The 25,068-nt window shown below is 37.4% G+C and carries 26 protein-coding genes and 22 tRNA genes; 5 read left to right on the top strand and 43 right to left on the bottom strand.

What is annotated here, in order from left to right; translation table 11 throughout:
- Nucleotides 1–4 precede the first annotated feature (4 nt).
- From prs to LV716_RS05020, 33 genes are all read right to left on the bottom strand, one after another.
- Nucleotides 5–832 (bottom strand): ribose-phosphate diphosphokinase, encoded by an 828-nt coding sequence (prs, locus tag LV716_RS05180; RefSeq protein WP_163416694.1) that lies wholly within the window; start codon nucleotides 830–832, stop codon nucleotides 5–7.
- Nucleotides 833–894: 62 nt separating this feature from the next.
- On the bottom strand, nucleotides 895–1,587 hold the full coding sequence (locus LV716_RS05175; protein WP_163416693.1) for an NUDIX domain-containing protein: 693 nt from the start codon (nucleotides 1,585–1,587) through the stop codon (nucleotides 895–897).
- A gap of 68 nt (nucleotides 1,588–1,655) precedes the next feature.
- On the bottom strand, nucleotides 1,656–2,714 hold the full coding sequence (locus LV716_RS05170; protein ID WP_163416692.1) for a DNA polymerase beta superfamily protein: 1,059 nt from the start codon (nucleotides 2,712–2,714) through the stop codon (nucleotides 1,656–1,658).
- The gene (locus LV716_RS05165; RefSeq protein WP_163416691.1) at nucleotides 2,711–3,457 is read right to left on the bottom strand and encodes a nucleotidyltransferase domain-containing protein; all 747 of its coding nucleotides are present in this window, start codon (nucleotides 3,455–3,457) and stop codon (nucleotides 2,711–2,713) included. The genes LV716_RS05170 and LV716_RS05165 overlap by 4 nt, the downstream gene beginning before the upstream one ends.
- A complete protein-coding gene (locus LV716_RS05160; protein WP_163416690.1) occupies nucleotides 3,454–5,223 on the bottom strand; it encodes a hypothetical protein in 1,770 nt (589 codons plus the stop codon). Before LV716_RS05160 ends, LV716_RS05165 begins: the two co-directional genes overlap by 4 nt.
- 225 nt (nucleotides 5,224–5,448) lie before the next feature.
- Nucleotides 5,449–5,559, bottom strand: a tRNA-OTHER gene (locus tag LV716_RS05155).
- Nucleotides 5,560–5,709: 150 nt separating this feature from the next.
- Complete coding sequence (locus LV716_RS05150; protein WP_163416689.1) at nucleotides 5,710–6,222, bottom strand: alpha-ketoglutarate-dependent dioxygenase AlkB; 513 nt, start codon at nucleotides 6,220–6,222, stop codon at nucleotides 5,710–5,712.
- Nucleotides 6,223–6,240: 18 nt separating this feature from the next.
- A complete protein-coding gene (locus LV716_RS05145) occupies nucleotides 6,241–6,726 on the bottom strand; it encodes a ribonuclease H-like YkuK family protein (protein WP_163416688.1) in 486 nt (161 codons plus the stop codon).
- 28 nt (nucleotides 6,727–6,754) lie between these two features.
- Nucleotides 6,755–6,827, bottom strand: a tRNA-Phe gene (locus tag LV716_RS05140).
- Between the two features lie 4 nt (nucleotides 6,828–6,831).
- Nucleotides 6,832–6,906: transfer RNA gene (locus LV716_RS05135), tRNA-His, on the bottom strand.
- Between the two features lie 6 nt (nucleotides 6,907–6,912).
- Nucleotides 6,913–6,983: transfer RNA gene (locus tag LV716_RS05130), tRNA-Gln, on the bottom strand.
- A gap of 5 nt (nucleotides 6,984–6,988) precedes the next feature.
- Nucleotides 6,989–7,060, bottom strand: a tRNA-Arg gene (locus tag LV716_RS05125).
- Between the two features lies 1 nt (nucleotide 7,061).
- Nucleotides 7,062–7,138: transfer RNA gene (locus LV716_RS05120), tRNA-Leu, on the bottom strand.
- 6 nt (nucleotides 7,139–7,144) lie between these two features.
- Nucleotides 7,145–7,218, bottom strand: a tRNA-Leu gene (locus LV716_RS05115).
- Nucleotides 7,219–7,223: 5 nt separating this feature from the next.
- A tRNA-Met gene (locus LV716_RS05110) sits at nucleotides 7,224–7,296 on the bottom strand.
- Between the two features lie 5 nt (nucleotides 7,297–7,301).
- Nucleotides 7,302–7,373, bottom strand: a tRNA-Val gene (locus LV716_RS05105).
- Between the two features lie 5 nt (nucleotides 7,374–7,378).
- Nucleotides 7,379–7,450, bottom strand: a tRNA-Glu gene (locus LV716_RS05100).
- Between the two features lie 6 nt (nucleotides 7,451–7,456).
- Nucleotides 7,457–7,528 (bottom strand) — tRNA-Pro (locus tag LV716_RS05095).
- 6 nt (nucleotides 7,529–7,534) lie between these two features.
- Nucleotides 7,535–7,606: transfer RNA gene (locus tag LV716_RS05090), tRNA-Asp, on the bottom strand.
- A gap of 8 nt (nucleotides 7,607–7,614) precedes the next feature.
- Nucleotides 7,615–7,686, bottom strand: a tRNA-Arg gene (locus LV716_RS05085).
- Nucleotides 7,687–7,691: 5 nt separating this feature from the next.
- Nucleotides 7,692–7,762 (bottom strand) — tRNA-Trp (locus LV716_RS05080).
- 10 nt (nucleotides 7,763–7,772) lie between these two features.
- Nucleotides 7,773–7,844 (bottom strand) — tRNA-Gly (locus tag LV716_RS05075).
- 6 nt (nucleotides 7,845–7,850) lie between these two features.
- Nucleotides 7,851–7,933, bottom strand: a tRNA-Tyr gene (locus tag LV716_RS05070).
- Between the two features lie 8 nt (nucleotides 7,934–7,941).
- A tRNA-Cys gene (locus LV716_RS05065) sits at nucleotides 7,942–8,015 on the bottom strand.
- A gap of 4 nt (nucleotides 8,016–8,019) precedes the next feature.
- Nucleotides 8,020–8,091: transfer RNA gene (locus LV716_RS05060), tRNA-Asn, on the bottom strand.
- A gap of 2 nt (nucleotides 8,092–8,093) precedes the next feature.
- A tRNA-Ser gene (locus LV716_RS05055) sits at nucleotides 8,094–8,184 on the bottom strand.
- Between the two features lie 5 nt (nucleotides 8,185–8,189).
- A tRNA-Ser gene (locus LV716_RS05050) sits at nucleotides 8,190–8,276 on the bottom strand.
- 6 nt (nucleotides 8,277–8,282) lie between these two features.
- A tRNA-Lys gene (locus tag LV716_RS05045) sits at nucleotides 8,283–8,356 on the bottom strand.
- A 746-nt stretch (nucleotides 8,357–9,102) separates the two neighbouring features.
- Nucleotides 9,103–9,618, bottom strand: coding sequence for a hypothetical protein (locus LV716_RS05040; protein ID WP_163416687.1), 516 nt, complete (start codon nucleotides 9,616–9,618; stop codon nucleotides 9,103–9,105).
- Complete coding sequence (prfH, locus tag LV716_RS05035; RefSeq protein WP_163416686.1) at nucleotides 9,615–10,310, bottom strand: peptide chain release factor H; 696 nt, start codon at nucleotides 10,308–10,310, stop codon at nucleotides 9,615–9,617. Before prfH ends, LV716_RS05040 begins: the two co-directional genes overlap by 4 nt.
- A complete protein-coding gene (locus LV716_RS05030) occupies nucleotides 10,310–11,701 on the bottom strand; it encodes an RtcB family protein (protein WP_163416685.1) in 1,392 nt (463 codons plus the stop codon). The genes prfH and LV716_RS05030 overlap by 1 nt, the downstream gene beginning before the upstream one ends.
- Complete coding sequence (locus LV716_RS05025; protein WP_163416684.1) at nucleotides 11,686–12,375, bottom strand: hypothetical protein; 690 nt, start codon at nucleotides 12,373–12,375, stop codon at nucleotides 11,686–11,688. The genes LV716_RS05030 and LV716_RS05025 overlap by 16 nt, the downstream gene beginning before the upstream one ends.
- Nucleotides 12,376–13,007: 632 nt before the next feature.
- Nucleotides 13,008–14,390, bottom strand: coding sequence for an RtcB family protein (locus tag LV716_RS05020; RefSeq protein ID WP_163416683.1), 1,383 nt, complete (start codon nucleotides 14,388–14,390; stop codon nucleotides 13,008–13,010).
- A 158-nt stretch (nucleotides 14,391–14,548) separates the two neighbouring features.
- On the opposite strand from LV716_RS05020, the gene LV716_RS05015 reads away from it, so the two are divergent.
- Complete coding sequence (locus tag LV716_RS05015; protein ID WP_163416682.1) at nucleotides 14,549–15,565, top strand: YafY family protein; 1,017 nt, start codon at nucleotides 14,549–14,551, stop codon at nucleotides 15,563–15,565.
- Between the two features lie 22 nt (nucleotides 15,566–15,587).
- Here the strand turns inward: LV716_RS05015 and LV716_RS05010 are convergent, their stop codons facing one another.
- The 7 genes from LV716_RS05010 to LV716_RS04980 all read right to left on the bottom strand — a co-directional run bounded on the left by LV716_RS05010 (nucleotide 15,588) and on the right by LV716_RS04980 (nucleotide 20,520).
- On the bottom strand, nucleotides 15,588–16,766 hold the full coding sequence (locus tag LV716_RS05010; RefSeq protein ID WP_163416681.1) for a hypothetical protein: 1,179 nt from the start codon (nucleotides 16,764–16,766) through the stop codon (nucleotides 15,588–15,590).
- 83 nt (nucleotides 16,767–16,849) lie between these two features.
- Entirely contained in the window at nucleotides 16,850–17,140 is a 291-nt protein-coding gene (locus LV716_RS05005) for a helix-turn-helix domain-containing protein (protein ID WP_163416680.1), read from the bottom strand.
- Between the two features lie 69 nt (nucleotides 17,141–17,209).
- Nucleotides 17,210–18,130, bottom strand: coding sequence for a hypothetical protein (locus LV716_RS05000; RefSeq protein ID WP_163416679.1), 921 nt, complete (start codon nucleotides 18,128–18,130; stop codon nucleotides 17,210–17,212).
- A gap of 515 nt (nucleotides 18,131–18,645) precedes the next feature.
- Nucleotides 18,646–19,179, bottom strand: coding sequence for an ImmA/IrrE family metallo-endopeptidase (locus LV716_RS04995; RefSeq protein WP_163416678.1), 534 nt, complete (start codon nucleotides 19,177–19,179; stop codon nucleotides 18,646–18,648).
- Nucleotides 19,180–19,197: 18 nt separating this feature from the next.
- Nucleotides 19,198–19,461: a hypothetical protein gene (locus LV716_RS04990; RefSeq protein WP_163416677.1), complete on the bottom strand. Its 264-nt coding sequence runs from the start codon at nucleotides 19,459–19,461 to the stop codon at nucleotides 19,198–19,200.
- Complete coding sequence (locus LV716_RS04985) at nucleotides 19,445–19,804, bottom strand: hypothetical protein (RefSeq protein WP_163416676.1); 360 nt, start codon at nucleotides 19,802–19,804, stop codon at nucleotides 19,445–19,447. Before LV716_RS04985 ends, LV716_RS04990 begins: the two co-directional genes overlap by 17 nt.
- Before the next feature lie 32 nt (nucleotides 19,805–19,836).
- Entirely contained in the window at nucleotides 19,837–20,520 is a 684-nt protein-coding gene (locus tag LV716_RS04980; RefSeq protein ID WP_163416675.1) for an RNA polymerase sigma factor, read from the bottom strand.
- A 175-nt stretch (nucleotides 20,521–20,695) separates the two neighbouring features.
- Here LV716_RS04980 and LV716_RS04975 point away from each other — a divergent pair, with 175 nt between their 5' ends.
- Genes LV716_RS04975 through LV716_RS18525 form a run of 4 tightly spaced genes read left to right on the top strand, consistent with a single transcriptional unit; the run spans nucleotide 20,696 to nucleotide 23,064 of the window.
- On the top strand, nucleotides 20,696–20,983 hold the full coding sequence (locus LV716_RS04975; RefSeq protein WP_163416674.1) for a multiubiquitin domain-containing protein: 288 nt from the start codon (nucleotides 20,696–20,698) through the stop codon (nucleotides 20,981–20,983).
- On the top strand, nucleotides 20,983–21,384 hold the full coding sequence (locus LV716_RS04970; protein WP_163416673.1) for an E2/UBC family protein: 402 nt from the start codon (nucleotides 20,983–20,985) through the stop codon (nucleotides 21,382–21,384). The genes LV716_RS04975 and LV716_RS04970 overlap by 1 nt, the downstream gene beginning before the upstream one ends.
- Nucleotides 21,381–22,775 (top strand): ThiF family adenylyltransferase, encoded by a 1,395-nt coding sequence (locus LV716_RS04965; protein ID WP_233759231.1) that lies wholly within the window; start codon nucleotides 21,381–21,383, stop codon nucleotides 22,773–22,775. The genes LV716_RS04970 and LV716_RS04965 overlap by 4 nt, the downstream gene beginning before the upstream one ends.
- On the top strand, nucleotides 22,759–23,064 hold the full coding sequence (locus tag LV716_RS18525; RefSeq protein ID WP_370637485.1) for a DUF6527 family protein: 306 nt from the start codon (nucleotides 22,759–22,761) through the stop codon (nucleotides 23,062–23,064). The genes LV716_RS04965 and LV716_RS18525 overlap by 17 nt, the downstream gene beginning before the upstream one ends.
- A gap of 422 nt (nucleotides 23,065–23,486) precedes the next feature.
- On the opposite strand, the gene LV716_RS04960 is transcribed toward LV716_RS18525, so the two are convergent.
- The 3 genes from LV716_RS04960 to trxA form a co-directional block, all read right to left on the bottom strand.
- Nucleotides 23,487–23,560: transfer RNA gene (locus LV716_RS04960), tRNA-Asp, on the bottom strand.
- A 140-nt stretch (nucleotides 23,561–23,700) separates the two neighbouring features.
- A complete protein-coding gene (locus LV716_RS04955; RefSeq protein ID WP_163416671.1) occupies nucleotides 23,701–24,630 on the bottom strand; it encodes a DUF58 domain-containing protein in 930 nt (309 codons plus the stop codon).
- Between the two features lie 74 nt (nucleotides 24,631–24,704).
- The gene (trxA, locus tag LV716_RS04950; RefSeq protein WP_112378394.1) at nucleotides 24,705–25,022 is read right to left on the bottom strand and encodes a thioredoxin; all 318 of its coding nucleotides are present in this window, start codon (nucleotides 25,020–25,022) and stop codon (nucleotides 24,705–24,707) included.
- Nucleotides 25,023–25,068: the final 46 nt, after the last annotated feature.

The raw sequence follows: 25,068 nt of genomic DNA, 5'->3' as shown, positions 1-25,068 counted from the left end.
CTGTCTATAAACTAAATTGTAAAAAGTGTTTTGTGCTTTCAATACTATTAAAAGAATTGGTGCTATAAACTTTATCAAAGTATTGACTAAGTTCATCTAGCCCTTTACTAAATATTCCATGACTAACCGCCAAGTATAGCTTTCCAGCATTTTTGCTTTTAAGTTCTTTGGCCAACCCTATGAAGGTTCCTCCGCCATCACAGATATCATCGACTATCAAACAGTTTTTCCCCTGTAAATCTTCCGCATAAACTTTGAAGTCTGAAATGCGACCAGTTTTAACATCCCTTGATTTGGAGCATTCAACAACTTCAATTCCACCTAAGGCACTTGTTAACTTATATATTTTCTTCAAAGCACCTCCGTCAGGGGAAATAAGAAAGACTTCATCTCCAATATTCTCTATGACCTGCTTAACAAAATTATGATTTGAAATCACGGTACAATTATTCAAAAGGGCAGGGGTAACTTCTGAATGCGGATCGTAAACGGTAATTTCATTCAAATTCAATGCATTTAATATATCCGTATAAACCTTAACCGATAAAGGTTCACCTCCCACCATCACCCTATCTTGTCTTGCCGCAGGGAAGTAAGGAATGAAGACACTAACGTTCTCGATACCTAATCTATGTAATGCATCAATCGCCAAAAGCAGTAACCCAAAATCATTGAAAGATTGTATTCTATGTGTAATGGTTACCAGTTCGTTTTTGTCAATTGAAGACAATATTTTGAGGTGCGGCTCGCCTCCATAAAAAGTAAAACTCTCAAATTCAATAATCCGCTTATTCGGATAAGGGTTGAAATTAGTATCAAGATTAAGAACCATATTGCGTTTATTTTACGCAAATTTATAAAGAGAAAGTGAGCAAACCAAATTTTGTGTAAAATTTACACAAACTTAATTTCAAAGTGAAAGTCGCCAGATGAAAGTTGTTCGAATTTCTTTTTGTTGAATTTAAAAAGCTTGGCAGGGCGACCACTACCTATTTTTTCTATTTTATTGGTCTCTTGAATAATGCCAAAACTTAGCATCTTTTTCCTGAAGTTTCTTCTGTCGATTTCCTTTTCCAAAATAGTCATATACAAGTTCTCCAGGTCCGAGAACGGGAATTCATCATTTAACAGATCAAAACCGATAGGTTGGTAGCTAAGCTTGGATTTTAATCTTTGATGAGCTGTATCCACAATTACTTGATGATCAAACGCCAGTTTAGGTAATTCATCCAAATTGAACCATTTTACGTCGGCGGCATCCGTTGCTGCTTTGATATCAAAATGGTTAGGTTTTACCAAGCCAAAATAACTTACAGAAATTACTCTATTACGAGGGTCTCTTTTTGGCGTGCCGAAGGTATAAAGCTGTTCTAAATAGTCAATTGTTATTCCAGTTTCTTCTTTTAACTCCCTCAAAACGGCCTCTTCTAGCGTTTCATCGTTTAAGACAAGTCCACCTGGTAAGGCCCATTGATTTTTGAATGGTTCAATTCCCCTTTTTATCAATAAAACAGATAGGTTGTTTTTTACCTCATAGCCAAAAACTACAGCATCCACTGAAACTTTGATATCTTGCTTGACACCCATATATGCGTAAATTTGACACAAATATACGAAGCAATTTATTTTATCATGTAATATTCAAAGTTTGACTGTTAGTTAAAGTGATAGAATTTTTCTCTTGCGGTGACAAGCAAGTTATTAATTGCCTTCAGATTTGACTTTTTTGGTAAAGTTGAGGAGTCATATAAATTCTCCAGTTCTTTTTTCTTTTCTTCGGCCCAACCAACTAGTTCATCATATTCGTATTTTCCTTGCTTTACATCCAGCAGAAATTCTCTATCGGGCCGTTTTACCCTAATAGTATTTTCCAATGCAATTTCTTTGGCCATATGTAACAACCTGAAGGTATGCATCATATTTTTGGAATCGTAGTTTTTGCCATGTGATACTGTTGTTCTATAGCGTTCCTCGTTGCGTTTGTCTACCCAATCCCAGTATTCTTTGTACTTTTTACAATATGATGAATAGCCATCTTTATTGAAAAAAAGCATTCCAATAGGTGTCTCTTCCTTTGGTATCGAACTCAATGCAATATCGTTTGCCTTATCACTTTTTATGATTCCCTTAAATGGGATGTTTGGGTTGTGATATAAATTGTGACAATCCTTTAGGTGGGCTATGTTGGATATACCGCAATGTTCTTGCTGAATATTGTTTTTTTCAAGGAATATGTTCAGGGGCAAAGACTTACCCTGGTTATAGACAAAACAAAAATCCAGGACTGACTTACGTTCCTTTTCAACTGGATTTACAATCTTTTTTTCGAGTCCTCTTGCCTTTTTGATTTGTGCATACGCATAGTTCGCAAATGATTTTTCACACTGTTTTGATAAGAAAAGCTCCAATTTTATTTCATTGAAAATTTCATGTTTATAAAGAATGCATTCTTCTGGGACATTCAACAATTCCAATATGTTTGGATTATTCTTAGAACATAAATCAATGAACTTGCGCAATTCATAATACACAATATCATTTGATTCGTTGTTTATCTGTCCAATGTAGTCAAGGGAATAAAAGTGTTCTTTAGGAAGAATGAACACACCTCTGATATCCGTGTCGGATGAAGGTGTGTCCAATCCATAAGCTCTACTCCCGCTAATGCATTCGAAAATGATATGCCCAGATTTCTTTAGTTCTTCTATGGTCATGATATGGTCTTTAAAAAGAGGTTGTTGAATTCTTCAGGCTTTGGTTTCCTATTGATCAAATCATTTTTCACGCTATCATTTTCCTTAACCAATTGCTTGACGAGTTCTATCAAAACAGGGTCGACGGGTTCGTTACTTTTTTCGATGTGCTTGCTCTTTAAAAGTATTAGGTCATCCAACATCCCATGATATTCTGAGTCGATTAAAGGATATAGTTCTTTAAAAAACACAGGAGGAATCGTATTCTTTTCATACACCCATTTAGCACATAAGGCTGTACGAATAGCATAAAAGAAGCTTTTCAACGTCATCTTATCCGAACCCAAGGTTTCTTCAAAACCTCTGTTCATGCTGTGATAATGGTAAAATCCAGAAACGGGATTAAAATTGTTTGCCGCCAATTCCTTTATTTCGTTAAGAAAGATAGGATTCTCTCTATAAACAATAGGGGAGAATAACCATCCCAAAAAAGAGGCATTGGATTTTGCTAGAAGTTTGAGTGCTTTTCTAACATCCCATCCAGAGCCATCTAAATCCTCTTCGGTCATAAATTGAATAGAATCTTTTTGTTCCCAAAGATTCAAATACCAATCCTTATCATGCTTGTAAACAAAACGGATATCATAATCAGAATCAGGAGAAGCAAAGCCCCAGGCTCTGCTTCCCGATTCTACCGCAAATAGTATTTCTATTTTCTTATCACGTTCTATTTCTCCTAACTTGTTTAATATCTGTTCTTTCATGATTTTAAATCATTTTCCTGAAATAACTTTATCAGGGTGTCCTTTTCCAATCTCTCCAAGGAAAGGATGTAATCAGCCTGATCCTTGTTTTTGATTATTGAACCACCCAATAATTCTATCATTTCATTTAACATTAATGGACTACTCCATTGTTGATGTAACGCTTGTGTCGCCAAGTTTGATACTTCTGAATTTCCAGAAACTCTAGCCTGTCCCGCTCCAAAATTTAACAAGACAAAACATTGTTTGTTGTCTTCTGGTAATAGCATTCCTAAAATGGTTTGCCTTTGTACCGATTGACATTTGACTTCAGCGAAAAGCTCATTGGGATTCATCATGTATTTATAGTTTACATCTGAACCACGTCCAACAATAATCTTGTAATCACAATTGTTAGCACCTGAAAACACATTGCTTTTAATAAGAGTGGGCATTTTTAACCCTTTATTGGCATACATGTATTCAACAGCTCCATTTGGCGCATCGGTAATATCCCCTGAGTACATTAGGCTGCCATCATCTTGATTGTAAGCTGAATTCCAACCTATTTTGCCCCCAATATTTATTCCTGACAAATCAATATCATGAGCTCCCCAGGCATTTTTCCAATAAACTCCAACCGCCAACTGATTCCCAAAAAACTTTGTTCCAGTTGGAATATTGCCTACAAACATTTTCTCTGAGGTTGGCAAGGCCAATTGAATATCCCTTGGCAAGAAAAACGTTTTGTTCGAAAGATTGAACCTTGTTTTTAAATAATCTTCTAAAAACTGATAGTTTGCCCAAACTACTTCTTTAATCCTGCTCTTCTTTACAAACGATTTACCGTTTCTAATTCTATACACGAAGGCATCTTGACCATTCATTCTTGTGTAACATGCCGATATAGCCTTGAACAAAGCAAATGGTGTTGCGTTATCCAACCAATGTATGTCCGCATGGGATATATACATATTGGTCACATGGTTCAATGGGTTGGCTACCAATGGTACATGATGTAGTTTAGACAACTTTGATATTTTGTTGATTGTCGAACCACACTTAGGCTTAAAAGCCAAAAACAAAGGTTTGAATCTATTAAAGATTTCCGCCAACTTCTCCAATCCAAAATTCTCAAATTGAACTGCTGGGTTAAAATTAGAAGCTTTTATGGCCTCTATGGTGTCGTCATTTTTAATCAGCAATGATTCACCAGTAGCTCTATATATGATATACCTAAAGAACTCCATAGTATCTGGAGGTAATACCCCATACATATCCGCTATCTTGACAATGGCCTCCTTATTCTTGATTCTTTCTTTGCCTGTGAACTTATACTTTAACTCATCAACCAAAACTGAAAGAACTTCGTTTATGGTCTCTTCCTTTAAAGCCATTCCAGATTGCAATAGTTCCAAACATTTTGCTGTCAATTCTTCTTTACTGTATCCTTTAATTACTTTAAATACCACCTTAAGTTCAGGGACGTCCAATACCTCTTCAGGGATGTACATCTCATCTTGAAAGTTGCTTCCGTAGGTAGAGACATAATGTTTTATTTGTTCCATCAGAAGGTTCAACCTTGAACTTGATTTGATCTTAATCCAGGATTTATGGAAGGTTTTGTTCAGGCCATAACCATCTAGTTTTTCGTTTTTATAAAACCTGATGATTTCCTTTTTGGCCCACATAGCGCTGGATTCTATAATAAACCCATCCTTTGATACAAAATGGATTTCCGTGGATTCCTTAGCGATTACTGCATTAAATAGTTTTAAAGTTTTCATTGTTTTAAATTTAAAAAAGGTGGGAAGTAAATTTGATTAACGGTCAATAATAGGAACTTCCTTTACCTATTTTTTGAAGATGGGAAGTAAACTAAACCACTTACTCTTTCGAGCTCTGGAGTCGAACCAGAAACATAGGAACTTCTGTTATCTTCAGATTCATACTGGCGAGAAGTAATTTTCGTCAAAAGAATAATAGGAACTTCTTGTGCCAATATTGTATTGTAGTCCAGGTGGGATTCGAACCCACGACCTCCTGATTTTGAGTCAAAAAGAGGAACTTTTTTTTGCCAATCAGCGAAAAGTATGGCGCTCTATCCTCTGAGCTACTGGACTATGTAAAAGAACATTTATGAAGCCTCGCCAGCTACCAACGTCTGACGAGGCACTACTATGAAGCTGATTCCAAAAGCTTCTATTTAATTACATGACAAAGATTCCAATAATACTACGCAATCATCTTGCGTAGTAAAATATAATTTCGGATTATCTTAGTTTTCTAAATGTCAGACTCATTCTTCCATTTACTGTATTTGATTCTGGAATAGCATGTTGCCATGTTTCTTGAATCAAATTGTCCATATAAATGAGAGAACCAGATGGAAGATCATAATCTATGTTGACTTTTCTTTCTTTAATATTTCTAAACCTAAGGGTTCTTGTTTCCCCTAATGAAATAATTACAACCCCAGTATTTTCAAACAACATGTCGGTTTGATCTGAGTGAAATCCCATAGTTGAACGTCCGTCTTCATATAGATTGATCAAACAATTATTTGGCCTGAAGTACAGCTTATTATTGATAGACTCTATTATCTCATTTAGTTCTTCTGTAAACTCCTGATAAGGGTAATCCATTTGAGAATAATTATATGCCTTGCCAAAACTTGCTGTTTTACGGGCTTTCATTCTTGCATCCCATGCAATACTATCTATCAAGCTATTGAACAACTCAAAATGATTTTCTAAAAAATTCTCTATATATGTAATTCCATTCATAATCATAATTTTTTTGATTCATACAGCCATATCTGCACAAGATGAACTTGCAAAAGCATTAGGTTTTGCTTTAAAAACAAAGCCCATCCCAAGGATATAGCCCATAGCCTCTTTTAATGCCACATTTGATTCAAATTTTGGGTCTGTGTTGATATCCGCATGAACTTCAAGTTCGACATTGTATCTGTCAAGAATATGGCAGATGGCGTAGGCTGTTTCAACAGACATCGCTACCTCTTTGAGCATTCGTTCTTTAGTGCTGATTTTAGTAGTTCCCTTCAGATTTTTGATAAACATAAAGCCTCCTTTGCCTTCCCTAAGTATAACCACCACAGTAGCATAAGCAACATGAGCTTTATAGGCTTGTGAATCGGACCCAACGCAAATCTTAAGTCGATATCCTGCCTTTTGCTCCCTGACTATGGCCTCCTCGACAAGTGTTGTGATGGGCTGGTCAAAAACTTTACCACTAAAATTCCTCCATTTGTTAACTGCTATTTTCATGATTTCTAATCATTAGTCTTTTTTCGTGTGGAACAGATCCGAATCGAACGGATACCTCTGGTGCTTCAAACCAACGTGCAGACCTACTACACTACTGTTCCATTTTGGGTGTACTCTGGGACTCGAACCCTATTCTCCCCATTCACAGTGGGGTGCTTTACCAGATAAGCTAGAGACACCATTTTGTTAACCTGGAAGGATTCGAACCTTCATCTCTGGAGTCAAAGTCCAGTGTGCTCCCATTGCACCACAGATTAATTTGTAGGCCTAATAGGATTTGAACCCATACCACAAGGGTCGAAACCTTGCATGCTATCCATTACACCATAAGCCTATGGTACTCCACCCAAGATTCGAACTTGGACTGTATGGATTTTAAGTCCATTGCCTCTTCCATTTGGGCTAGTGGAGCAAATAGTACAGGGAGAGAGATTCGAACTCTCAAATTCCAGATTCTAAATCTGGCGCCTATACCAATTCGGCTATCCCTGCTTGTGTTGAGATGTCAGGAGTCGAACCTGAATCTTTCGCCTTATGAGAGCGATGCTCTACCTTTTAAGCTACATCTCAATTTGTTGAGGCAATAGGATTCGAACCTATGACTATCACGATGTAAGCGTGATGCTCTTCCACTGAGCTATGCCTCAAATAGTACTCCGTAAGGGAATCGAACCCTTAATTCCACATAGAAAGTGTGGCGTCTTGACCATTTGACCAACGGAGCATGTTGTCTAAGGGACAGGATTCGAACCTGCAACCTCCCGCTTCCAAAGCGGGTAAACAGCCATTGTTATTCCCCTAGATTTTGCGGTTCATACGAGAATCGAACTCGTATCTCCCGAGAGACAGTCGGGAAGGATAGCCATTACCCCAATGAACCCTATTTTGTACATCTACTAAGAGTTGAACTTAGACTTAGAGATTAGAAGTCTCTTGTGCTATCCGTTACACCATAGATGCTTCTGCACGTCCATAAGGATTTGAACCCTAACCGCAAGTTTTGGAGACTCGCATGCTACCATTACACCATGAACGTGTTTTATAGGAGCATCCATCGAGACTCGAACTCGAAACTGAAGATTGGAAGTCTACTATGTTGCCAATTACACCATAGATGCCTGTTGTGGAAGCAGTAGGACTCGAACCTACACGCTCCGAAGAGACCAGATTTACAGTCTGGCGAGCCAACCAATTGCTCAATGCTTCCATAATTTGAGACAAGGACAGGATTTGAACCTGCAAAAAACAGATTTGCAATCTGCTGCTTTAATCCATTCAGCCACCTTGTCTTAGCGATATTGGTAGGGCTCGAACCTACAACCTCAGACTTAACAGGTCTTTGCTCTACCATTGAGCTACAATATCTTTGGCGGAGAGTAAAGGAATCGAACCTTTATCACGAGGACCGTGAACTTGTTTAGCAGACAAGCATAACAAACCAATATTTATCTACTCTCCATTTGCGGAAGGAGTGGGAGTCGAACCCACACGAGTCGTTATCTCCGAACACTTTTCAAGAGTGTGGCCACCGCCCATTGGCTTGTCCTTCCGTTTTGTTGACCCGATGGGAATCGAACCCATGACCTCGACCTTAAAAGGGCCTTGCTCTAACCTGCTGAGCTACGAGTCAATCTTTATTTCAATGAACTACATAAAAAAAGCACCTCTTTTCGAGAGGTGCCTTTAACTATACTTAGCATATGTTCTGTTATCAGATTTACATATGTATACCCTCTCTTTTTGTTTTATTAATGGATTTCACATCACTATAACACTCCTCCATGAGTATCGGCGAGCGAAAGCCGAAACACCATTCTGTATTATGCTGTAAACTATTTTGTCTCATGGTTTCTTTTCTTTTATACCTAATCCTGAATTCGCTGGAAATGACGCTGCAAATATGAAATCAATTTTTGAATTATCCAAGATAAATTTAAAATTAATTAATTGAAAATCAATTAGTTAAATCAAATTTGGACAATAGGACCCCTGTCCGCTTTTCAGCAGATTTCAAACATTTTACAATCGCCTGTCTCTCAATTGTTTTCTGTTTCAATTACCCTGTATTATGTTGTTTTACTTTTCAAACATGATTTTAAAATATTCCATAAAAAAAGCGCCCAATTTTTCTATTGGACGCTAGTACTATTATTTACAGTTCTTTTTTACCTCAGAATTTACGGTTCAAATAGATACATAACGTCCTTTTTAGACAGCGATACTAAATTTGCCGTCCATCTATAATCACATTCACTAAAACGTGATTTCGGTTGTGTATGTATCTGTTGTATATCCATTTTGCAATGCAAAGGTGTCATTTTATTTTTATACTACAAATTTGCGATGCTATTACGCATTCTTTTTACGCAGTATATTTCATCTCTTTTTCTTCTTTCTATTTTTAGAAGTTTTTCCTTTTGACATTTTATCCTTAATCCTAGATTTTGCCTCGTTTACATCAGTCATAAAGTTGTCGTTATAGGTGTAGCGCTTTGCCGATTTTAGATGTTGCAACGCTTCTTTATAACGAACTTGTTGTTCAAAGAGAATAGCCTTTTTATAATGCAGTACAGCTTTATCCGAACCTTTTACCGTTAGAGCAAAATCGATAAAACCTGCTGCTTCTTCATAATCCTCATTCCATAACAAAAGATTTAGATAATGCGGATAAACGTGAAATGCATTTACGTTTTCAGCTAGGGCTTCTGTATAAAATGCTTTGGCTTTTTCATAATCATGGAGCGTCTCTGCGTAAATACGCCCCATTAAACATAAGGCCATGGTATTTTTCGAATCATAAGCCAGTGCATAATTCAATGCCTCTATAGCCTCCTCTAAATCGTAGGGATAAGCGTCCAATGCTTTGAATATATGGTTGTTTACCAGTGTCATTGTTTCAATTGTTTTCTTAGGTCAGTTTTTAGCTGATTCCGCTTTTGTTTATACTTTTTTGTTGTCTTTTTGGGCTTGAAATCCGAGCCTTCAAAAACCCTGATGGGATTCCCTCTTTGTAAATTGAGGGTATTCTCCCACTGGTGCTGGACAGCAGTTTTTAATTTTTCGTTATGGTATTCAACCATTTTTTCCTGTAACCGCTTTATCGCTGTCTTTTTGTTTTGGTGTTGAGACCTGCTATCTGCTACTAAAACCTGTATGCCCGTTTTGGTATGGGTAGCTCGTACTGCCGAACTTACTTTGTTTGCATGTTGCCCTCCTGGCCCTGAACTTCTGATGGCTTGAAATGTGATATCACTATCTTTTAGATTACTTGGCTGAACGGTATCAATTTCATAGATGCCGATAAACCAATTCTTTCGTTTATGAAACTTTCGAAAAGATGATTTTCCAATCCATTGTACCGTGCCTAACCAAGCTGCCAAGAACTTCGCCAATCCATTTCCCGTCAATTGAATAGTTACAGATTGTAGGGTGCCATTTTCTGTTCCTTTTTCTCGATGAAGGATTTGATAGGATATATTGTTTTTCTTCAAATCTTCAATAAATAACTTCAATACTTGGGCTACAACCCAGCAACATTCAACAGGCCCTCTCCCAGATGTTATTTGTATAATTTTTGTGTCCATCACTTATCCATTCTCACAATTTTTGGTGTAAATGTTCCCAACACCTCAACCAATTCTTGCTGATTATTCATTACTTTCTTTATGTCTTTATATGCCATTGGTGCTTCATCAATTCCTCCACCTATGAGGGTTACATCATGCAATTTCAATTGATGCTTAATATCGCTTCTTGTGAATTGCTCCTTGCACTTTCTTCGAGAATGGAGACGTCCTGCTCCGTGTGAAGCCGAGTTTAAGCTTTCACTGTTTCCTAAGCCCCTTACGATATATCCAGGGGCGGTCATGGAACCAGGGATAATACCCAATGCTCCAAGGGATGCAGGTGTGGCTCCCTTACGGTGTACGATACAAGCTGATCCATTTACAGTTTCTTTCCAAGCGAAATTGTGATGGTTCTCAATTTTCACTACTGCTCTAGCTCCCAAAAGTTTACCTATGCGGTTATGAATATCGTCATGGCATGCTTTAGCATAATCACCTGCCAAATTCATAGCCAACCAATACTCCTGCCCATCATGGGTGTTTAGATCCAACCATGCCAAATGCTGAACATTTTTAGGCAACGGACATTGTTTAGTGGCCAAATAGGTGTAATGTTTGGCAATGTTTGCACCAAGCCCTCTAGAACCGCTATGGGACAGGACTCCAATATAATCACCCACTTTAAGCTGCCATGGATTCATTGTATCGGTTATGGAAACCACTCCAAACTCTACAAAATGGTTTCCTCCACCAGATGTACCCAATTGTTTGAAGGCTTTTACCTTAAGTCTTTTTAACAAAGGGATGTCATTAAACTCCGATCGTTCAAATAGCTCATGGTCATGTTTTTTATCATGTGTTTCATACATTCCGAACTTGGTATGTTCTTTTAGAATGTTTTCCAACTGATGTTGTTTTCCTTTCAGATACGATGCTTTAATCGGATAGACCGTTAAGCACATTCTACATCCAATATCCACACCGACTCCATAAGGAATCACGACATTATCCGTGGCCAAAACACCACCAATCGGCAATCCATAACCTGAATGTGCATCTGGCATTAATGCCCCAGCTACTGCCACTGGCAATTTCAAAGCATCATATAATTGATACTTCGCTTGTTCATCAATCTCATTCTCGCCATAAATGGAAAAGGGTGCTCTGGTATTCCTTAGTTTATGCAACTTAAGTTCAACAGGTTTTAATAGCCCCTCGGCAACTTTACCCCAAATGGCATTACCTTGAAATTTTTCAGGATTTTGCAATACTTCCTTTGCTTCTTCCAAGATGCGCTCTTTTTTTTCTCTTTTGCGATATCTATTAATTTGCCCTAAGGCGATATTGATACTGTTATTTTTTGGGAAGCCCAACTTGATTAGGTCTTTCCCTCTTAGTTTATTTCCCATGATATTTTTTCATTTAAGATGTCCTTAATAGCATGTTTCTTCAAGCTCTTAAGGGCTCTTTCTGTTTTTAATTTTTCTTTTTTCCTGTCTGTTAGATCCCAATGATATTTCCATCTGTCCAGTTTTCTATCTGCTTCGTAGAACCCACTTTTTAAAAGTTGTTGTTCCAATAAAGCCGACTCCCTTTCCAATAATGGATCAATGCGTTTGGAATGTGTTATGTAAGCCCTGGTGTACTTAATACTATAAGATCCTTTAGGTATTCTTATGTAGAACCTGAGCCTAAGTTTTTTGCGTTCATTTCTATATTGAAAAGGAGTACATAGTCTCTGGGCTTTAAAGCTTAGGGTATTGAATTGCCTTTTACTTATGGTTGGGAAATCCTTGTAAATAATATGCTTTGAGGTTTGATTGAGCCATTTTTGTTGTGCTTCTTCCTTTGTTCTTCCCCAAAAAACTTTTTCAATCTTATCGTATACTTCCATAATGGCCGCCTTGTTCTTGTAGCGTTCCACTTTATGGGTTATTACGATTTCTTTAAACCAACCATGACGAATAGGCTTCTCCAATGCTATGTAACCTAACTCCCGCATTTCCTTCCAGACTTCGGAACGTCTTTTCCATAGGCGACGTACTTCTTTCTCCCTTTTTTCTTTGAGATGTTTTGGTTTCAATTATCATATTTAAATCTTCACATTGGTTTCGATACCATTTAAGTAAGACCTAAATACGGTGTACAAAAAAAGTCCGAAACGTTACTGGCTTCGGACTCTTCTTCATATGATAGATGAAAATTCTATGTAATAGGAAAGTAGTCTCGAAGCTGATGCACAATGGAACCTTGTTCCTGTGACATCGTATTATGTAGTTTGATAAATAACATTGTTGCTTCTTTTAAAATTTCTTGTGCTTTATTGCGATGCAAATATGCAAGCTATTCCTGGAATAAACAAGGAAAATTCAATTTATTTAATTGATTGTCAGATAGTTATAAAAAATAAAGACAATAGAATCCCTGTCCGCCTTGGGCGGATATCAGTTACTTTTTATAACTGATTAATGGACTGGGACTTAGGTGTGAACTCACATTTCGCCAACTCAGAAAAAAATTCATAAAAAAAGCGCCCAATTTCTTGGACGCTCTTCAGATTTATATCTCTTAAAAGTTTTTTACCTATTTCACATGACATGGAAACAGCCTTTCAGCGTCCTTTTTATTTTTACAGAAAATGTACCTCATAGGATTAACTTTTATTTTTCTATTCTTGAATGCAAAGATGCATTGAACACACGAAACTTACAAAAATTATCGACGTTTGTTTCTTTTCCAAGGCGCATTCTTCTTCCAATCCCCAGCCATAATGCAGCCATAAGGCATAACCTCATCGATCACTGTTCCTAAACCAAATTCATCCATTTGATTTCTAACGGTCTCTGCATTTTTATAGGCGCTAGGTAATTCTGTAATATCAATCTCATTGGAGAAAAAGCGTACATCCAACCCTTGAGTTTCTTCATCAAATATTTCCTGAAACGTGCCTACTTTGCTTTTTCGATGTTGGGTTCGACTCACATTACGTCCTGCTCCATGGGGAGCAAAACCTAAGTTTGTCTTTGTAGTCTCTCCCTCAACAATCAGCACTGGCTCTGACATGTTCAATGGGATCAACCTTGGACCTGTGATGTCGGGCATGAATTTAGCATCCAAGGGGGTTGCTCCTTTGGCATGATAAAACAATTCATCATCACGGAATACAAAATTATGCTCGTTCCAGAATCGATTTTCTGGATTGATTCCTAATTTGGCCAAAGTGGCATCATGAATACATTCATGGTTCTTCTTGGTCCACTTTCTGATAATTTGGAGCGCATCCCAATATTGTTCACCCTCTTCACTATCTATTGGAATCCATGCATTTTGCTTTAAGGTTTCGGGGGACAATTCTTTTCGGAATCGTTCGGCCACTTTCATTCCTTTAGAATACAAGTTGGCGCCAAAACCTCGGCTACCGTGATGCGTTACCATCATTGTATTACCTGTTTCCTTTGAGATGCCGACGAACAAAAAATGGTTTCCATCTCCTTGAGTTCCCAAATGAGATCTTGCGGCAGAAATACACTTTTGGTCATTCAAAAAGTAATTCGCTTCTATTTCGACCAATAAATCCATAGGAAATCGAAATTGATCCTCTCTAGAACGACCACCTGGACCAAAATGGGTAATCCCATGAGCGGCGTTCAACACATCTTTTGGGTCTGCGTTGCCAAAATCGGTCAACAATACAGAACAACAGATATCTGCACTATGCATTCCTGGGTGGATTGCATTTTTAGCGACCGCTACTCCTCCTACAGGGATTGTTCCCTTTGGACCTGTTGGACAGGCATCTGGCATGATGGCCCCGTCTACCAATGTTGGGGTTTTCATTAAGGCATCCATTGTTTCGATAACAGAATTGACATTAGTCTCCTCCATTTCATTTTCTGCCCTAATATTTACCGAAAAAGGAACTGCTTTTTCATGTAAACCTATCGTTGGTGGTGATTTGAACTGTTCCAAGTAGTTGTTCAAGGCATCCCCTTCCAATTGGTGTTCATTAATATGGGCAATAGCCTCCTTAAACCATTTTCCAGATTTGAAGCCCATGGCTATCAATTCCTTTCCTGTAAAAATATTTTTCGGTTCCATTGTTTTTTCTTTTTAAAGCCCCGTCGACTCCCCGTTCGACGGAGCACTACTGATGCGCTTAAAGACGCTTTATGATTCCATACAAAGATTTGACACTAACTACGCATTCTTTTTGCGTAGATAAATGAAATCCTTAATTTTCAATAAAAATAGAAGGTATGGCCCTCAATAAGAATGCACTAATACGCTATAAGACTATTGATAAATGTTTGCAGAATGGGTATCGTCAGTGGACTCTGGAGGATTTGATTGAAGCATGCTCCGATGCACTTTATGAATATGAGGGGCGGTCCATCAATGTCAGCAAGCGTACGGTGCAATTAGATATCCAAATGATGCGTAGTGATAAGTTGGGCTATAATGCGCCTATAGAGGTATATGAAAGGAAATATTACCGCTATGCAGATGAGGGCTATTCGATGACGGACATCCCTTTAAATGAAAATGACATGAATGTGCTCTCCGAAACAGTGGAAATGTTGAAGCAGTTTAAAGACTTCTCGTTGTTTTCAGAACTAGGTGGCATTATCCAAAGATTGGAAGACAAGGTTTACATGGAAAAAACAAATCAATCAGCGATTATCCATTTGGATAAAAATGAAAACCTGAAAGGACTGGAACATTTGGATGTTTTGTATCAGGCAATAGTTAAAAAGATGGTACTAAAAATCAAATACCAATCCTTTAAAGCAAGGCAGGCTTCGATACTTACTTTTCATCCGTTCATCTTGAAAGAGTTTAATAATAGATGGTTTCTAGTTGGAAAAACATCTGAAAAAAAACCAATACTAACTCTGGCACTTGACAGGATATTAGAAATCGACTTTGATACCTCAATTTCTTATTTAGATGAAAATTTTGATGGTGACAAATACTACAAAGACGTTATTGGTGTAACCGTTTTGAATAACCGAGCTGAGCGAATTCAATTTTGGGTTGATAGACATAATGCGCCTTACGTCATTACAAAACCGCTCCATAGTTCACAACGACTCATAAAGCGGACGGAAGATGGTGTTATCTTCAACATTTTTGTGCAGATAAACTTTGAACTAGAACGCTTAATTCTAGGGTTTGGAGATTCTATTGAGATATTAAAACCAAAACGACTTAGGGACCGTATGAAACAAAAATTGGAGAAGGCGGCCAGCTTTTATCAAAAAGAGGTAAGATAACCACCTTCAACAGTTTTTGTGGTTAAATCTTTAATTCATTTTTAACAGATGAACAATACTTCTGAATCGTTTTCAAATTCATCCCTGTAACCTGGACTAACTTCTTATGCGTAATCTTTCCCATCTTTTCATAGTCCCATTTTGACAGCGCCGACCTCAGCCGCTGTTTGGTCTTGGTCACCTTGTCTTGACCTATTTTCTTTGCGTTTAAGCGTCTTTTTTCTTTGGTTGTAAGATTGTGTAGTGGATTGTACAAAAATCTTCTCCTGGCATTTAAAATGGGGTTTAACCGAGTTCTTTCCAGATACTTTCGTTCAAATGCTTGCGCTATAGTTTTATCGGGCAGTGGTGGAGTCATTTTGGTTCTGTTCACGTAATGACACAATTTCAGAAGCTGTTCTTTAGGAAACTTTGGATTTAGTGCAATGAGCTGGTGTATTATCGTTGTCATTATTCTATCCCTTTTGCCCTCTTTTATTTTTCGGAAAGGGATAACAACTTCAGAATATGCGAGTTTTTGACTGCTGCCAAAATCATAAACCCCGTCCTGGTCGTAGATAAGCTCGATTCCAGATTCTTCTAGGGTATAATTGAGGTTGTTGTAGCGTATTTTAACCCCATTACATTCGGAACAATGAGAAAAAGATTTTTCTATAGTATTGTAATGGGTCTTTTTGTTGTGATGCAACTCTACTTCTTTACAATCAGTGTTGTAATAGGCTTTTGTATCATAGGAAAGTACTGTGAGTCTATCCTTTGATATTGCCGCTTCATCATATTTTAGGTCAAGTAATTCTCCAACCTGTTGGTAGGACTCTTTGAGACCATCTGGATACAAATCGTTAACCTTTACGATAACCGAGTACCCTTGATTCGAAAGACTCTTCCAGTAGGCCGCCACGTAATTCATATCCACATCTCCCATTGTGTCTTCATCCACATCCATGAACATATATCCCGTTGGGTTGGTGATGGTTGAACCTTGGACATACCCGTCATGGTTGAAGTTGATTGTGGTACAAGGAATTTTATCTGTCTTGATTTGGCGATATCCTTCGGTGCCCTTTCCAAGTTCTCTTGCCTTTAAAATGTGCTTCACTTCAGGTCTATCTGATCTTTTGACATAATTAACGACGGCCTCCAAATTTTCAAAACTCCCAGTGATGGTTCTATCTCTTATTTTTTCTATTCTGTCAAACATGCTTCTCTTTTTTAAAATATGGCAAAGCGATATCCTCGATAGATGAATATCGTTTCGCCATTGGTTAAAATTTAATTTGGATGCTAAGTCTGGTTGTTATCGAAGTTTAACAACTCACTTTTCAAATACAGGACCTTTCCGTTAAGCCTTTTTGCAGGGAGTACCTGGGTCTTATCCAAGTTCCAGAGACTGGTTTCCGAAATCCGTAAAAACTCTGCTGCCTCCTTACGACTTAAATACTCGTCAGACGGCTGCTTCAGCTTTTCAAGCAATAGATTAAAACTTTCTTGCAGTACTTGGGCAACTGCACTCCTGATAATTGATTTGAATCCTTCTAAATCAATATCAATTAGATGTACTTTTTTTAATGTCATTTCTATAATTTTTGTGCAATTTGGCAGAATGACGTGGGGTACTAAATTCAGTACCGTACTAAAACAGTACTATTGTTGATTATCCAAATCGGTAAGTCTTTCGATAAAGAAGGCGCTTAGTTTTCCAGCTTCTTCAGCACGGACTGCTATTTCCTTGAGCACATCTAATCTGGATTTTTTGAAGATGATTTTATCTGGATTCTGAGAAGTTTTATTTGGTTCCTTAGTAGCGCTCAGGTATGATTTGAAAGAATTGGGCTTAATCTTACCACCAACATGCTTTGAAAGTAGTTTGTGCAGTTCGGATTCATTTTGCATCTCGCTTCCCTCTAATATATACTGTCCATTTCTTAATTCAAGAGTTCCACGGGCCATTAGCTCGGCCACTGCATACCAAATTTTTGAACTATGGTCTTTTTTGGTTGTTGGAACTTGGCCTTTTTGTATGGTGGTAACAAAATTATTACTGACATATTGAATTAAATACTGGAGATTCTGTTCCATTGCAGACAGTACTTCAATTTGTAGCCAATTGCAATCGCTTTTATTTTGAAGACTTTTTAATGACTGTAAAGTTCTAGTTAAAGATGACTTCATTTCGTTGATGAAGTAGTTCCCTTTGAAAAACGAACAATCAAATAAGAATTTTTTTATTGACTCACATTCATTTTCTAGACGTTCAGTGCGCCAGGCTTCGATTTCGATGTTTAACCCGTCAAAATCTTTTAATAAAGCATTGTAATCAATCAGGTAAAAGTCAAACAAAACGCTCCGCCGTTTCTTCTGGGTTTCCGTCGCCGAATCTTTTGGTAGGAACGTTAATTCCTTTCCTTGGAACTCATGAATATATTTTTTCAAGTATTTTGATTCGAAACTAAATGGGTCTTTGCTCTCATTGGGTAGAATGAGTTTGACAAAATCATCAATTTTTGACCACTCCCCAGGGTAACGGTCTTCAAACCTGTCTACAAAAGAATCAATTTCATCCATTTCCAAAAATTATCCAAGCCTTTCTGTGTTAACGCTCCATTAAACCTCTTTATTTCAACCTTTTTCAAGTCTCCTTTTGAGACTAATTTCTATAAAAATTATATCCCATGCATGCGTATACGGATTTTGTGGGTCAAAGGAGAATGGTAATTCTAACTTAAATTTGCGATTTTTGGAGCTATAAGCTTGGTTTTGCTATTTACAAGAAAAATGGCAAAATTCCCTTCTTAGAGATAATGTTTAAATTACTCTCCATGCGCACGTATACGGATTTTGTGGGTGTGGAAAAGAACTAATTTGTTAACTAACTAATGACAAACACCAGAGAATCAGCCACCTTTATTTGATCCATTATGGACTTACTTCGTGGCGATTACAAACAGAGTGATTACGAAAAAGTAATTCTACCGCTAACCATGCTGAGGGATAGATTGGGTTTTGGCTCTCTTCTTTCTTAGCCCCTAAGCTGAAAACTATATGAGTTGCCATTGGATTTTCAAATGGCACATCTTAAATTAGGTTATTATCCTTAAGAGAGTAATGTTATAATATTTAGAATACATCGTTTCTTCAATCACAAAAAATTTGTTTGCAAAATCTTTTTGTAGATTATATGACCAAGAGGATAATGGAGTAACCGATTGATGGTATTCAATTTTAGTCAAGTCATCAACCTTGACCTTTTCCTCCAATAGCGGTCTTTCCAAATTCAATTTTATAGATAGCCCGTGATCTCCAATTGTAGATGCAAAACTTTTAGAAACACCTTTGTTTAAAATTCCTTGTTGCGTCCAAGTAACACTCACAGTAGGTTCTAGGTCAAGTCTAACAAAACGAATCATGGCCGTCGTTACGGAAACATTGTAAAATGATTTCAATGCAAAAATGGCTTCAAAACCTTGTTTGCCAAATTCCATATAACTTGTTGTAAAATGCCCCTTTGGCATTAACAAGGAGGCCGCAAATTGTTGTGCTTCTCCTTCTAGGATCTTTTTTTCAGCATATTTTAAACTTGTGCCAGAAAAAGCTATAGACTGACCTAGTTTCAACTTATTTCTATGTTTTTTTTAAAAAAAATGTCCCAATTCATGGCTACAGGTGTACCGAGCCGAGGCATAGTGGGACTTCTTTAAAAAATCAAGGTTCAATAAAATATAGAACCGACGGTTTTCATATTTTATCAAACCTTTAAAATGCTCTCCGAAGTTACCTTCGATAACATCGATTCCCAACTTATCAGCTATTTGGAAGGGGTCAATTGGGTACTGGGTAGAATATTTAGAAATTATTCCTTCTGCAAGTTCATCAATTTCTTCACTTGGTATCTCCATTTTTACTTTGGTTTACTCTTCTCCCATATTTTATACTATCCTCAATTTTTTTCTTAACATGGTCGGGAAGATCCTCCCCCTCTTCTGCCTGGGCGGCTATGGCTGAAATGTCACCACCCTCATCTGTTATTTCATCTTGATTTTCTTCTAAAAACTTCTTGTAAATTTCGTCAGGATTACCAACAGCATCTGGAAGTTCAATTTTAGTATTACCAAACATTTCTACGTATGATTCAATCTCTTCATCAGATTCAGGTAGATTGTATCCGTAGAATTTAAGCGCATCATAAACTTGCCTCTCAAAGGACTCACTAAATTTATTTGACTCGTTACTGCTTGCCATAATTGTTGTTTTTCCGTTTTTTAAAATACTCCTTATAGGTTTGTTAGTTGTAATTGATCTTTAATTCTTTTTATCAGTCTATTTTTACTTTGAATAATTGCATTTCTTCCAATGCCGTGTCTTTCGACCAGCTCCTCCATCCGAGTCTCTGGCAGGTTCCAGTTTCCCCTTTCATCAAATATTCCAGATTGCACGTAGACCTTCAGAATATCCTTTTGTTTTTCAGACACACTTATTTCCAAAATTACTTTTTGTATTGCCCGATACATTTCTAGTCTTGCATCAGAAAGCTCCCCGCCCTCATCGGAATCATTAAATAGCTTCTCCTCAGCCTTGCTTCTCTGTTCTTCATCGATGGAAACGATTTTAATCCGTCTTTGTGGTTGTTTAATATATTGATCGTAAAAGGAGTTTCGAATGATTTTATACAACCAGCTCCTGACATGCACTACAATCCTATCAGCGCTGATTCCTAATTTGCGTTTGAAGCCCGAAGACTTCTTCAGCACTTTTAAAAAGGTATCCTGACTAAGGTCACTCGCTCTTGTCCTTGCCTCATCGGGAGGCCATTCTTTAAAAAAGTTATAGCAAGATCCAAAAACAAAATCTTTGTGTCTTCTGTGAAACTCGCCAAAAGCTTCTTCAGAGAATGGGTCATCCCTATCTCCAATCATTTCTAATAATTCGTAATCCGAAGTCCCTGTTTTTACGACCATAACAATAAGTCTTGATTTAAATGTTAAGCAGAGCTGGTGGTTTCATTTCAATTGTAATATATACTATTAGTACGAACACCGATGACAGAATTTGTTCGCATACTACAAAGTACATCAAAAATCTAGGTTCTGTCATTACTGCTCGTACTACTTACAAACATAAAATTCACATATTATGACTGAAATAATTGATATTGAAGAGTTCGTTAAAATGAAAAAACCTATACCCAAAAAAAGGCGATATAGGATTAGAGTAGACCGTCAAAAATATGTCACGGACAAGGAATGCCTTACGGGTAAAGAGATTTTAATTCTGGCGGGAAAAGAACCTTATACTAGGTTCCAATTGAACCAACGATGCAAGGGGTCCGTGTCAAAGATAGATTATGATGAGAAGGTAGATTTTACCCAACGCGGAGTAGAAAGGTTCATGACCCTGCCGCTTGACCAAACAGAAGGTTAATGGTAAGGCGGGAATTTTTATTGCCTGAAGAAGACATGGATTTTCTTTCCAAATATATGGGCGAATGGGAAACTATAATATCATCTGGGCAGCAATGGATAATTTTTAATGACTATCCAGTTCCAAAAGGGTATAATGTACCGAAGATTAGACTTGCCCTAAGAATCGATCGAGGTTACCCAAGCTCTCAAATCGATATGGCTTATTTTTTTCCTCCATTGGCTAGAGCTGACAATAAACCTATCGGGGCTTTGGCCAACCAACCATTAGATGGTAAGGTATTCCAAAGGTGGTCAAGGCACCGAACCCCTCAAAATCCTTGGAGACCTGGATTGGATAATCTTGAGACACACTTATTGCTGGTTGAACATTGGATGAAAAGGGAATTTAATATCAGATGATGAAACACTTCAAAATTGCTAAACAACATTACGATTCATTAACAAAACATCTTTTCCCAGGTGACGGAAAAGAAGCGGTATCAATAGCCATATGTGGTAGATCTAATAATGGCAACACGTTTCTGGTACATGACCTTATTCACATTCCTCATGACCTTTGCGAGAGAGAATTCGATTTTATAAAGTGGCCTACCCATCTAATCATAGATAAGCTCCCAGCCATGTTAACCAAAAACCTTGGTCTATTTAAAATACATAGCCATCCTGGAGGGTACGAGCAATTTTCTGAATTAGATGACGAATCCGATTTAGAGCTGTTCGATAGTATCTATGGATGGTTTGACAACGAGGATTATCATGGTAGCTTGATTTTGTTGCCTAACGGAAATTTAATTGGAAGGGTTATCACTCCTGAATTGGAATTTGATGAGATAGATAAAATCACAGTTGTGGGCCATACTATTAAAATATCTCAAAAGGAAAAATTATCATTTGACGATAGCCTGAACCTAAGGAATAGACAAACGCTAGGAAAGGGAACGCAGCAATTACTCAGGAATATGACTATTGGAGTTGTTGGTTGTTCAGGGACTGGGAGTCCCGTAGTAGAACAATTGTCAAGGCTTGGTGTAGGAAAGCTAATTCTTGTCGATCCAGATGTTATTGAATCAAAGAACCTCAATAGGATAATCAATTCAAAAGATATGCATGCTTTGGAAGGTGCCTTTAAGGTAAATGTTGCCAAAGATGCCATTGATCAAATGGGGTTTTCCACAGAGGTAGTGGCACATGCAAAGAACTTGTATGATGACATATCTGTAATCCAAGATCTTTCTACCTGTGATTTTCTTTTTGGATGTATGGATAGCGTTGATGGTAGGCATTTACTGAACAACATCGCCAGCTTCTATATTATTCCTTATATCGACGTTGGAGTTAAAGTAATTAGTGACAAGCGGGGAGGCATCGATCAAATTTGTGGCAGTATCCATTACTTACAACCTGGCGGATCTTCATTGTTGACGAGGGGAGTTTATACTTCAGAAGATCTAAGGGCAGCAAATATGCTCAGGACAGATTTGGAAGAATATGAAAACCAAAAAAAATCGGGTTACATTACAGATATTAATGTTGAGGCGCCTGCGGTAATTAGTATCAATATGCTTGCTTCAAGTTTGGCGGTAAACGAATTTCTCTCCAGAATTCACTGTATAAAAACGGAGGAGTTAGCTCAGTATGATATAATCCGATTCAGTTTGACTGATTACTACCTAATGAATGAGCATTCCGAACATAATAACGACATATATCTTAATAAGTATGTTGGAAGAGGCGATATGTCACCATTGTTGAACATTCCTACATTTATCGATTATGCGGAAGCTATTTAAAGGACTGTGGGATTTTCTCTTCCCGAAGAAGTTTAAAATAAAACACTTTGAGGAAACGCCTCAAAACTTAGACATAGATACCATTTATATCATAGCCGATTGGTCAATATGTTTTATGTGTCCCTGCGGTTGTAATTCATGCATCCAATTGAACACCATTCCAACAGTAAAACCCAGATGGTGGTACAAGCTTAGGTTTGGGAAGATTTCAATATTTCCTTCTATAAGAAGGACAACTGGGTGTAGAAGTCATTTCTGGATTACAAAGAGTAGATTACATTGGTGTTAAACAGTAAACCTATTTTTTAAATGGAAGACCTTGTGAAACGAAATTTTATAACCCTTTTTTTTGATTTTGGTTTTTTACAGAATTTACCAAGCCCTAATAACTTCATGAATTTTAGTTAATGTGTCTGTATGGACCATTACAAAATCGATTTTTATAAATCTGTTTTTTTTCAGTACCCCCTCCCAATTTATTTTGGTTATGCCAAAATCAGATTTGCTTTTTGAGGTTTTTGATTTTTCGTTTAAGGAACAAGTATGTAATTGGTCTAAATGAATTGGCTATAACCAAGGAACTTCGTACTTTTAAGTAGTCAGAAAGGATAATATTTCTTCGAAGTTCATTACAAGCACCCTCTGGAGCACCCTGCTAAAAACAAAAAACTCGCAACGTTACTATTTATAGTATGTTACGAGTTTCTTTTGCGGTCTGGACGGGACTCGAACCCGCGACCCCCTGCGTGACAGGCAGGTATTCTAACCAACTGAACTACCAGACCAAGGATTTTATGCCGATAGCTATCAGCACTTCCGCAACAGCGGGATTCAAATCTTGTTACAATTGCTTTTTGCAAAGCGAGTGCAAATATACATTCTCCAAATTGATTCAACAAAAGAAATTTAAAAAATAAAGTATGGACTATGCAAACGTTTGCCGTTCAATCATAAAGGCGTTCAAGACTTGTGAAAAGTTAGAGCCAATATCCACGCCAACGTACTTTATCCCGTATTGTGCGCACTTTAATTTTAGATTTTCTTGATACTGTTTTACCTTTTCATGGTAAGCGCTCTTAATGTTATCGGCATATAAATCGATGTGCGTGCCAGTTTCTATATCAACATAACGTTTGGGCGTATTTTCAAAATCAAACTGAAGTTCATGTGTGTAGTCCAATAAATGAAAAAGAACCACAGCATGCTTATTGTATTTTAAGTGACGCAATGCCTCAAATAATTGTGCCTCCTCTGTTTCTGTTTGGAACATATCGGAAAACAAAAAAATTAGGCTACGCCGATGTATTTTTTCTGCTATTTGGTGTAAATAGGTATATGTTTTTGTTGTCTGGGAAACACTTTTATTTTTTGAGACCTCGTTCAATTTGGAGTACAACATCTGAAAATGGCGCTCACTACTTTTTTCAGCGGCGTAGAAGTTATAAGTATCGGAATAAATGCTTAGCCCAACTGCATCACGTTGTTTTTTGAGCACTTGCATAAGTGCGGCTATGGACAGAACGCCAAAACCTATTTTATTGAGTTTTTCAATGGAAGGTTGCTTTATTTCTGGATAATACATCGATGCGGAATTATCCAAGATCATATGGCATCTTAAATTCGTCTCATCCTCGTACCTTTTAGTGTAGAGCCTATCAGTTTTGGCAAAAAGTTTCCAGTCAATATGTTTTGTGCTTTCTCCTGGATTGTAAATCTTATGTTCTGCAAATTCGGCAGAGAATCCATGGAACGGACTTTTATGGATGCCACTGATAAAACCTTCGACGATTTGGTTAGCCAAAAGTTCTAGATTTTGGAAAAGTTGGGATTTATGAAGTTCAGACCTTATATCCATTCTGGGTTCAATATAAAACAAAAAAGGTTTGGCACATGCCAAACCTTTTTTAAAACTCGTTTATAAAGTTCAATTTATAACGCTGCTTCTATTGCATCTGTATAAACTTTCTTTGGAGATACACCAACTTGACGATTTACGATTTCACCATCTTTAAAGACGAGTACCGTAGGAATGTTACGTACACCATATTTAGCTGCAAATTGCTGGTTAGCATCTACATCTACTTTTCCAACAACGGCCTTACCTTCATATTCAGCACTGACCTCGTCAATGATCGGGCCTACCATTCTACAAGGGCCGCACCATGCCGCCCAAAAATCTACAACGACAGGCTTGTCGCTTTTAAGTACTACTTCATCAAAAGTTGCATCTGTTATTTCTAGTGCCATTTTTTTTGTTTTAATGTTCGCAAATTTAGTCAAATATCAATCACTT

Source organism: Flagellimonas sp. HMM57 (assembly GCF_021390175.1).
In the GTDB taxonomy this organism is placed as follows: domain Bacteria; phylum Bacteroidota; class Bacteroidia; order Flavobacteriales; family Flavobacteriaceae; genus Flagellimonas.
This window is presented reverse-complemented; position numbering and strand designations above follow the sequence as displayed.

Bases quoted from the DNA above. Each gene is read 5' to 3' on its own strand.
- LV716_RS05145 (WP_163416688.1), bottom strand. From the start codon at position 6,726: ATGAAAATAGCAGTTAACAAATGGAGGAATTTTAGTGGTAAAGTTTTT.
- LV716_RS05040 (WP_163416687.1), bottom strand. From the start codon at position 9,618: ATGACACTGGTAAACAACCATATATTCAAAGCATTGGACGCTTATCCC.
- LV716_RS05175 (WP_163416693.1), bottom strand. From the start codon at position 1,587: ATGGGTGTCAAGCAAGATATCAAAGTTTCAGTGGATGCTGTAGTTTTT.
- LV716_RS05030 (WP_163416685.1), bottom strand. From the start codon at position 11,701: ATGGGAAATAAACTAAGAGGGAAAGACCTAATCAAGTTGGGCTTCCCA.
- LV716_RS04990 (WP_163416677.1), bottom strand. From the start codon at position 19,461: ATGGAGATACCAAGTGAAGAAATTGATGAACTTGCAGAAGGAATAATT.
- LV716_RS05150 (WP_163416689.1), bottom strand. From the start codon at position 6,222: ATGAATGGAATTACATATATAGAGAATTTTTTAGAAAATCATTTTGAG.
- LV716_RS04975 (WP_163416674.1), top strand. From the start codon at position 20,696: ATGACTGAAATAATTGATATTGAAGAGTTCGTTAAAATGAAAAAACCT.
- prs (WP_163416694.1), bottom strand. From the start codon at position 832: ATGGTTCTTAATCTTGATACTAATTTCAACCCTTATCCGAATAAGCGG.
- LV716_RS18525 (WP_370637485.1), top strand. From the start codon at position 22,759: ATGCGGAAGCTATTTAAAGGACTGTGGGATTTTCTCTTCCCGAAGAAG.
- LV716_RS04985 (WP_163416676.1), bottom strand. From the start codon at position 19,804: ATGGCAAGCAGTAACGAGTCAAATAAATTTAGTGAGTCCTTTGAGAGG.
- LV716_RS04955 (WP_163416671.1), bottom strand. From the start codon at position 24,630: ATGGATATAAGGTCTGAACTTCATAAATCCCAACTTTTCCAAAATCTA.
- LV716_RS05160 (WP_163416690.1), bottom strand. From the start codon at position 5,223: ATGAAAACTTTAAAACTATTTAATGCAGTAATCGCTAAGGAATCCACG.
- LV716_RS04965 (WP_233759231.1), top strand. From the start codon at position 21,381: ATGATGAAACACTTCAAAATTGCTAAACAACATTACGATTCATTAACA.
- LV716_RS05005 (WP_163416680.1), bottom strand. From the start codon at position 17,140: ATGACATTAAAAAAAGTACATCTAATTGATATTGATTTAGAAGGATTC.
- LV716_RS05020 (WP_163416683.1), bottom strand. From the start codon at position 14,390: ATGGAACCGAAAAATATTTTTACAGGAAAGGAATTGATAGCCATGGGC.
- trxA (WP_112378394.1), bottom strand. From the start codon at position 25,022: ATGGCACTAGAAATAACAGATGCAACTTTTGATGAAGTAGTACTTAAA.
- prfH (WP_163416686.1), bottom strand. From the start codon at position 10,310: ATGGACACAAAAATTATACAAATAACATCTGGGAGAGGGCCTGTTGAA.
- LV716_RS04970 (WP_163416673.1), top strand. From the start codon at position 20,983: ATGGTAAGGCGGGAATTTTTATTGCCTGAAGAAGACATGGATTTTCTT.
- LV716_RS04980 (WP_163416675.1), bottom strand. From the start codon at position 20,520: ATGGTCGTAAAAACAGGGACTTCGGATTACGAATTATTAGAAATGATT.
- LV716_RS05170 (WP_163416692.1), bottom strand. From the start codon at position 2,714: ATGACCATAGAAGAACTAAAGAAATCTGGGCATATCATTTTCGAATGC.
- LV716_RS05015 (WP_163416682.1), top strand. From the start codon at position 14,549: ATGGCCCTCAATAAGAATGCACTAATACGCTATAAGACTATTGATAAA.
- LV716_RS05010 (WP_163416681.1), bottom strand. From the start codon at position 16,766: ATGTTTGACAGAATAGAAAAAATAAGAGATAGAACCATCACTGGGAGT.
- LV716_RS05165 (WP_163416691.1), bottom strand. From the start codon at position 3,457: ATGAAAGAACAGATATTAAACAAGTTAGGAGAAATAGAACGTGATAAG.
- LV716_RS05000 (WP_163416679.1), bottom strand. From the start codon at position 18,130: ATGGATGAAATTGATTCTTTTGTAGACAGGTTTGAAGACCGTTACCCT.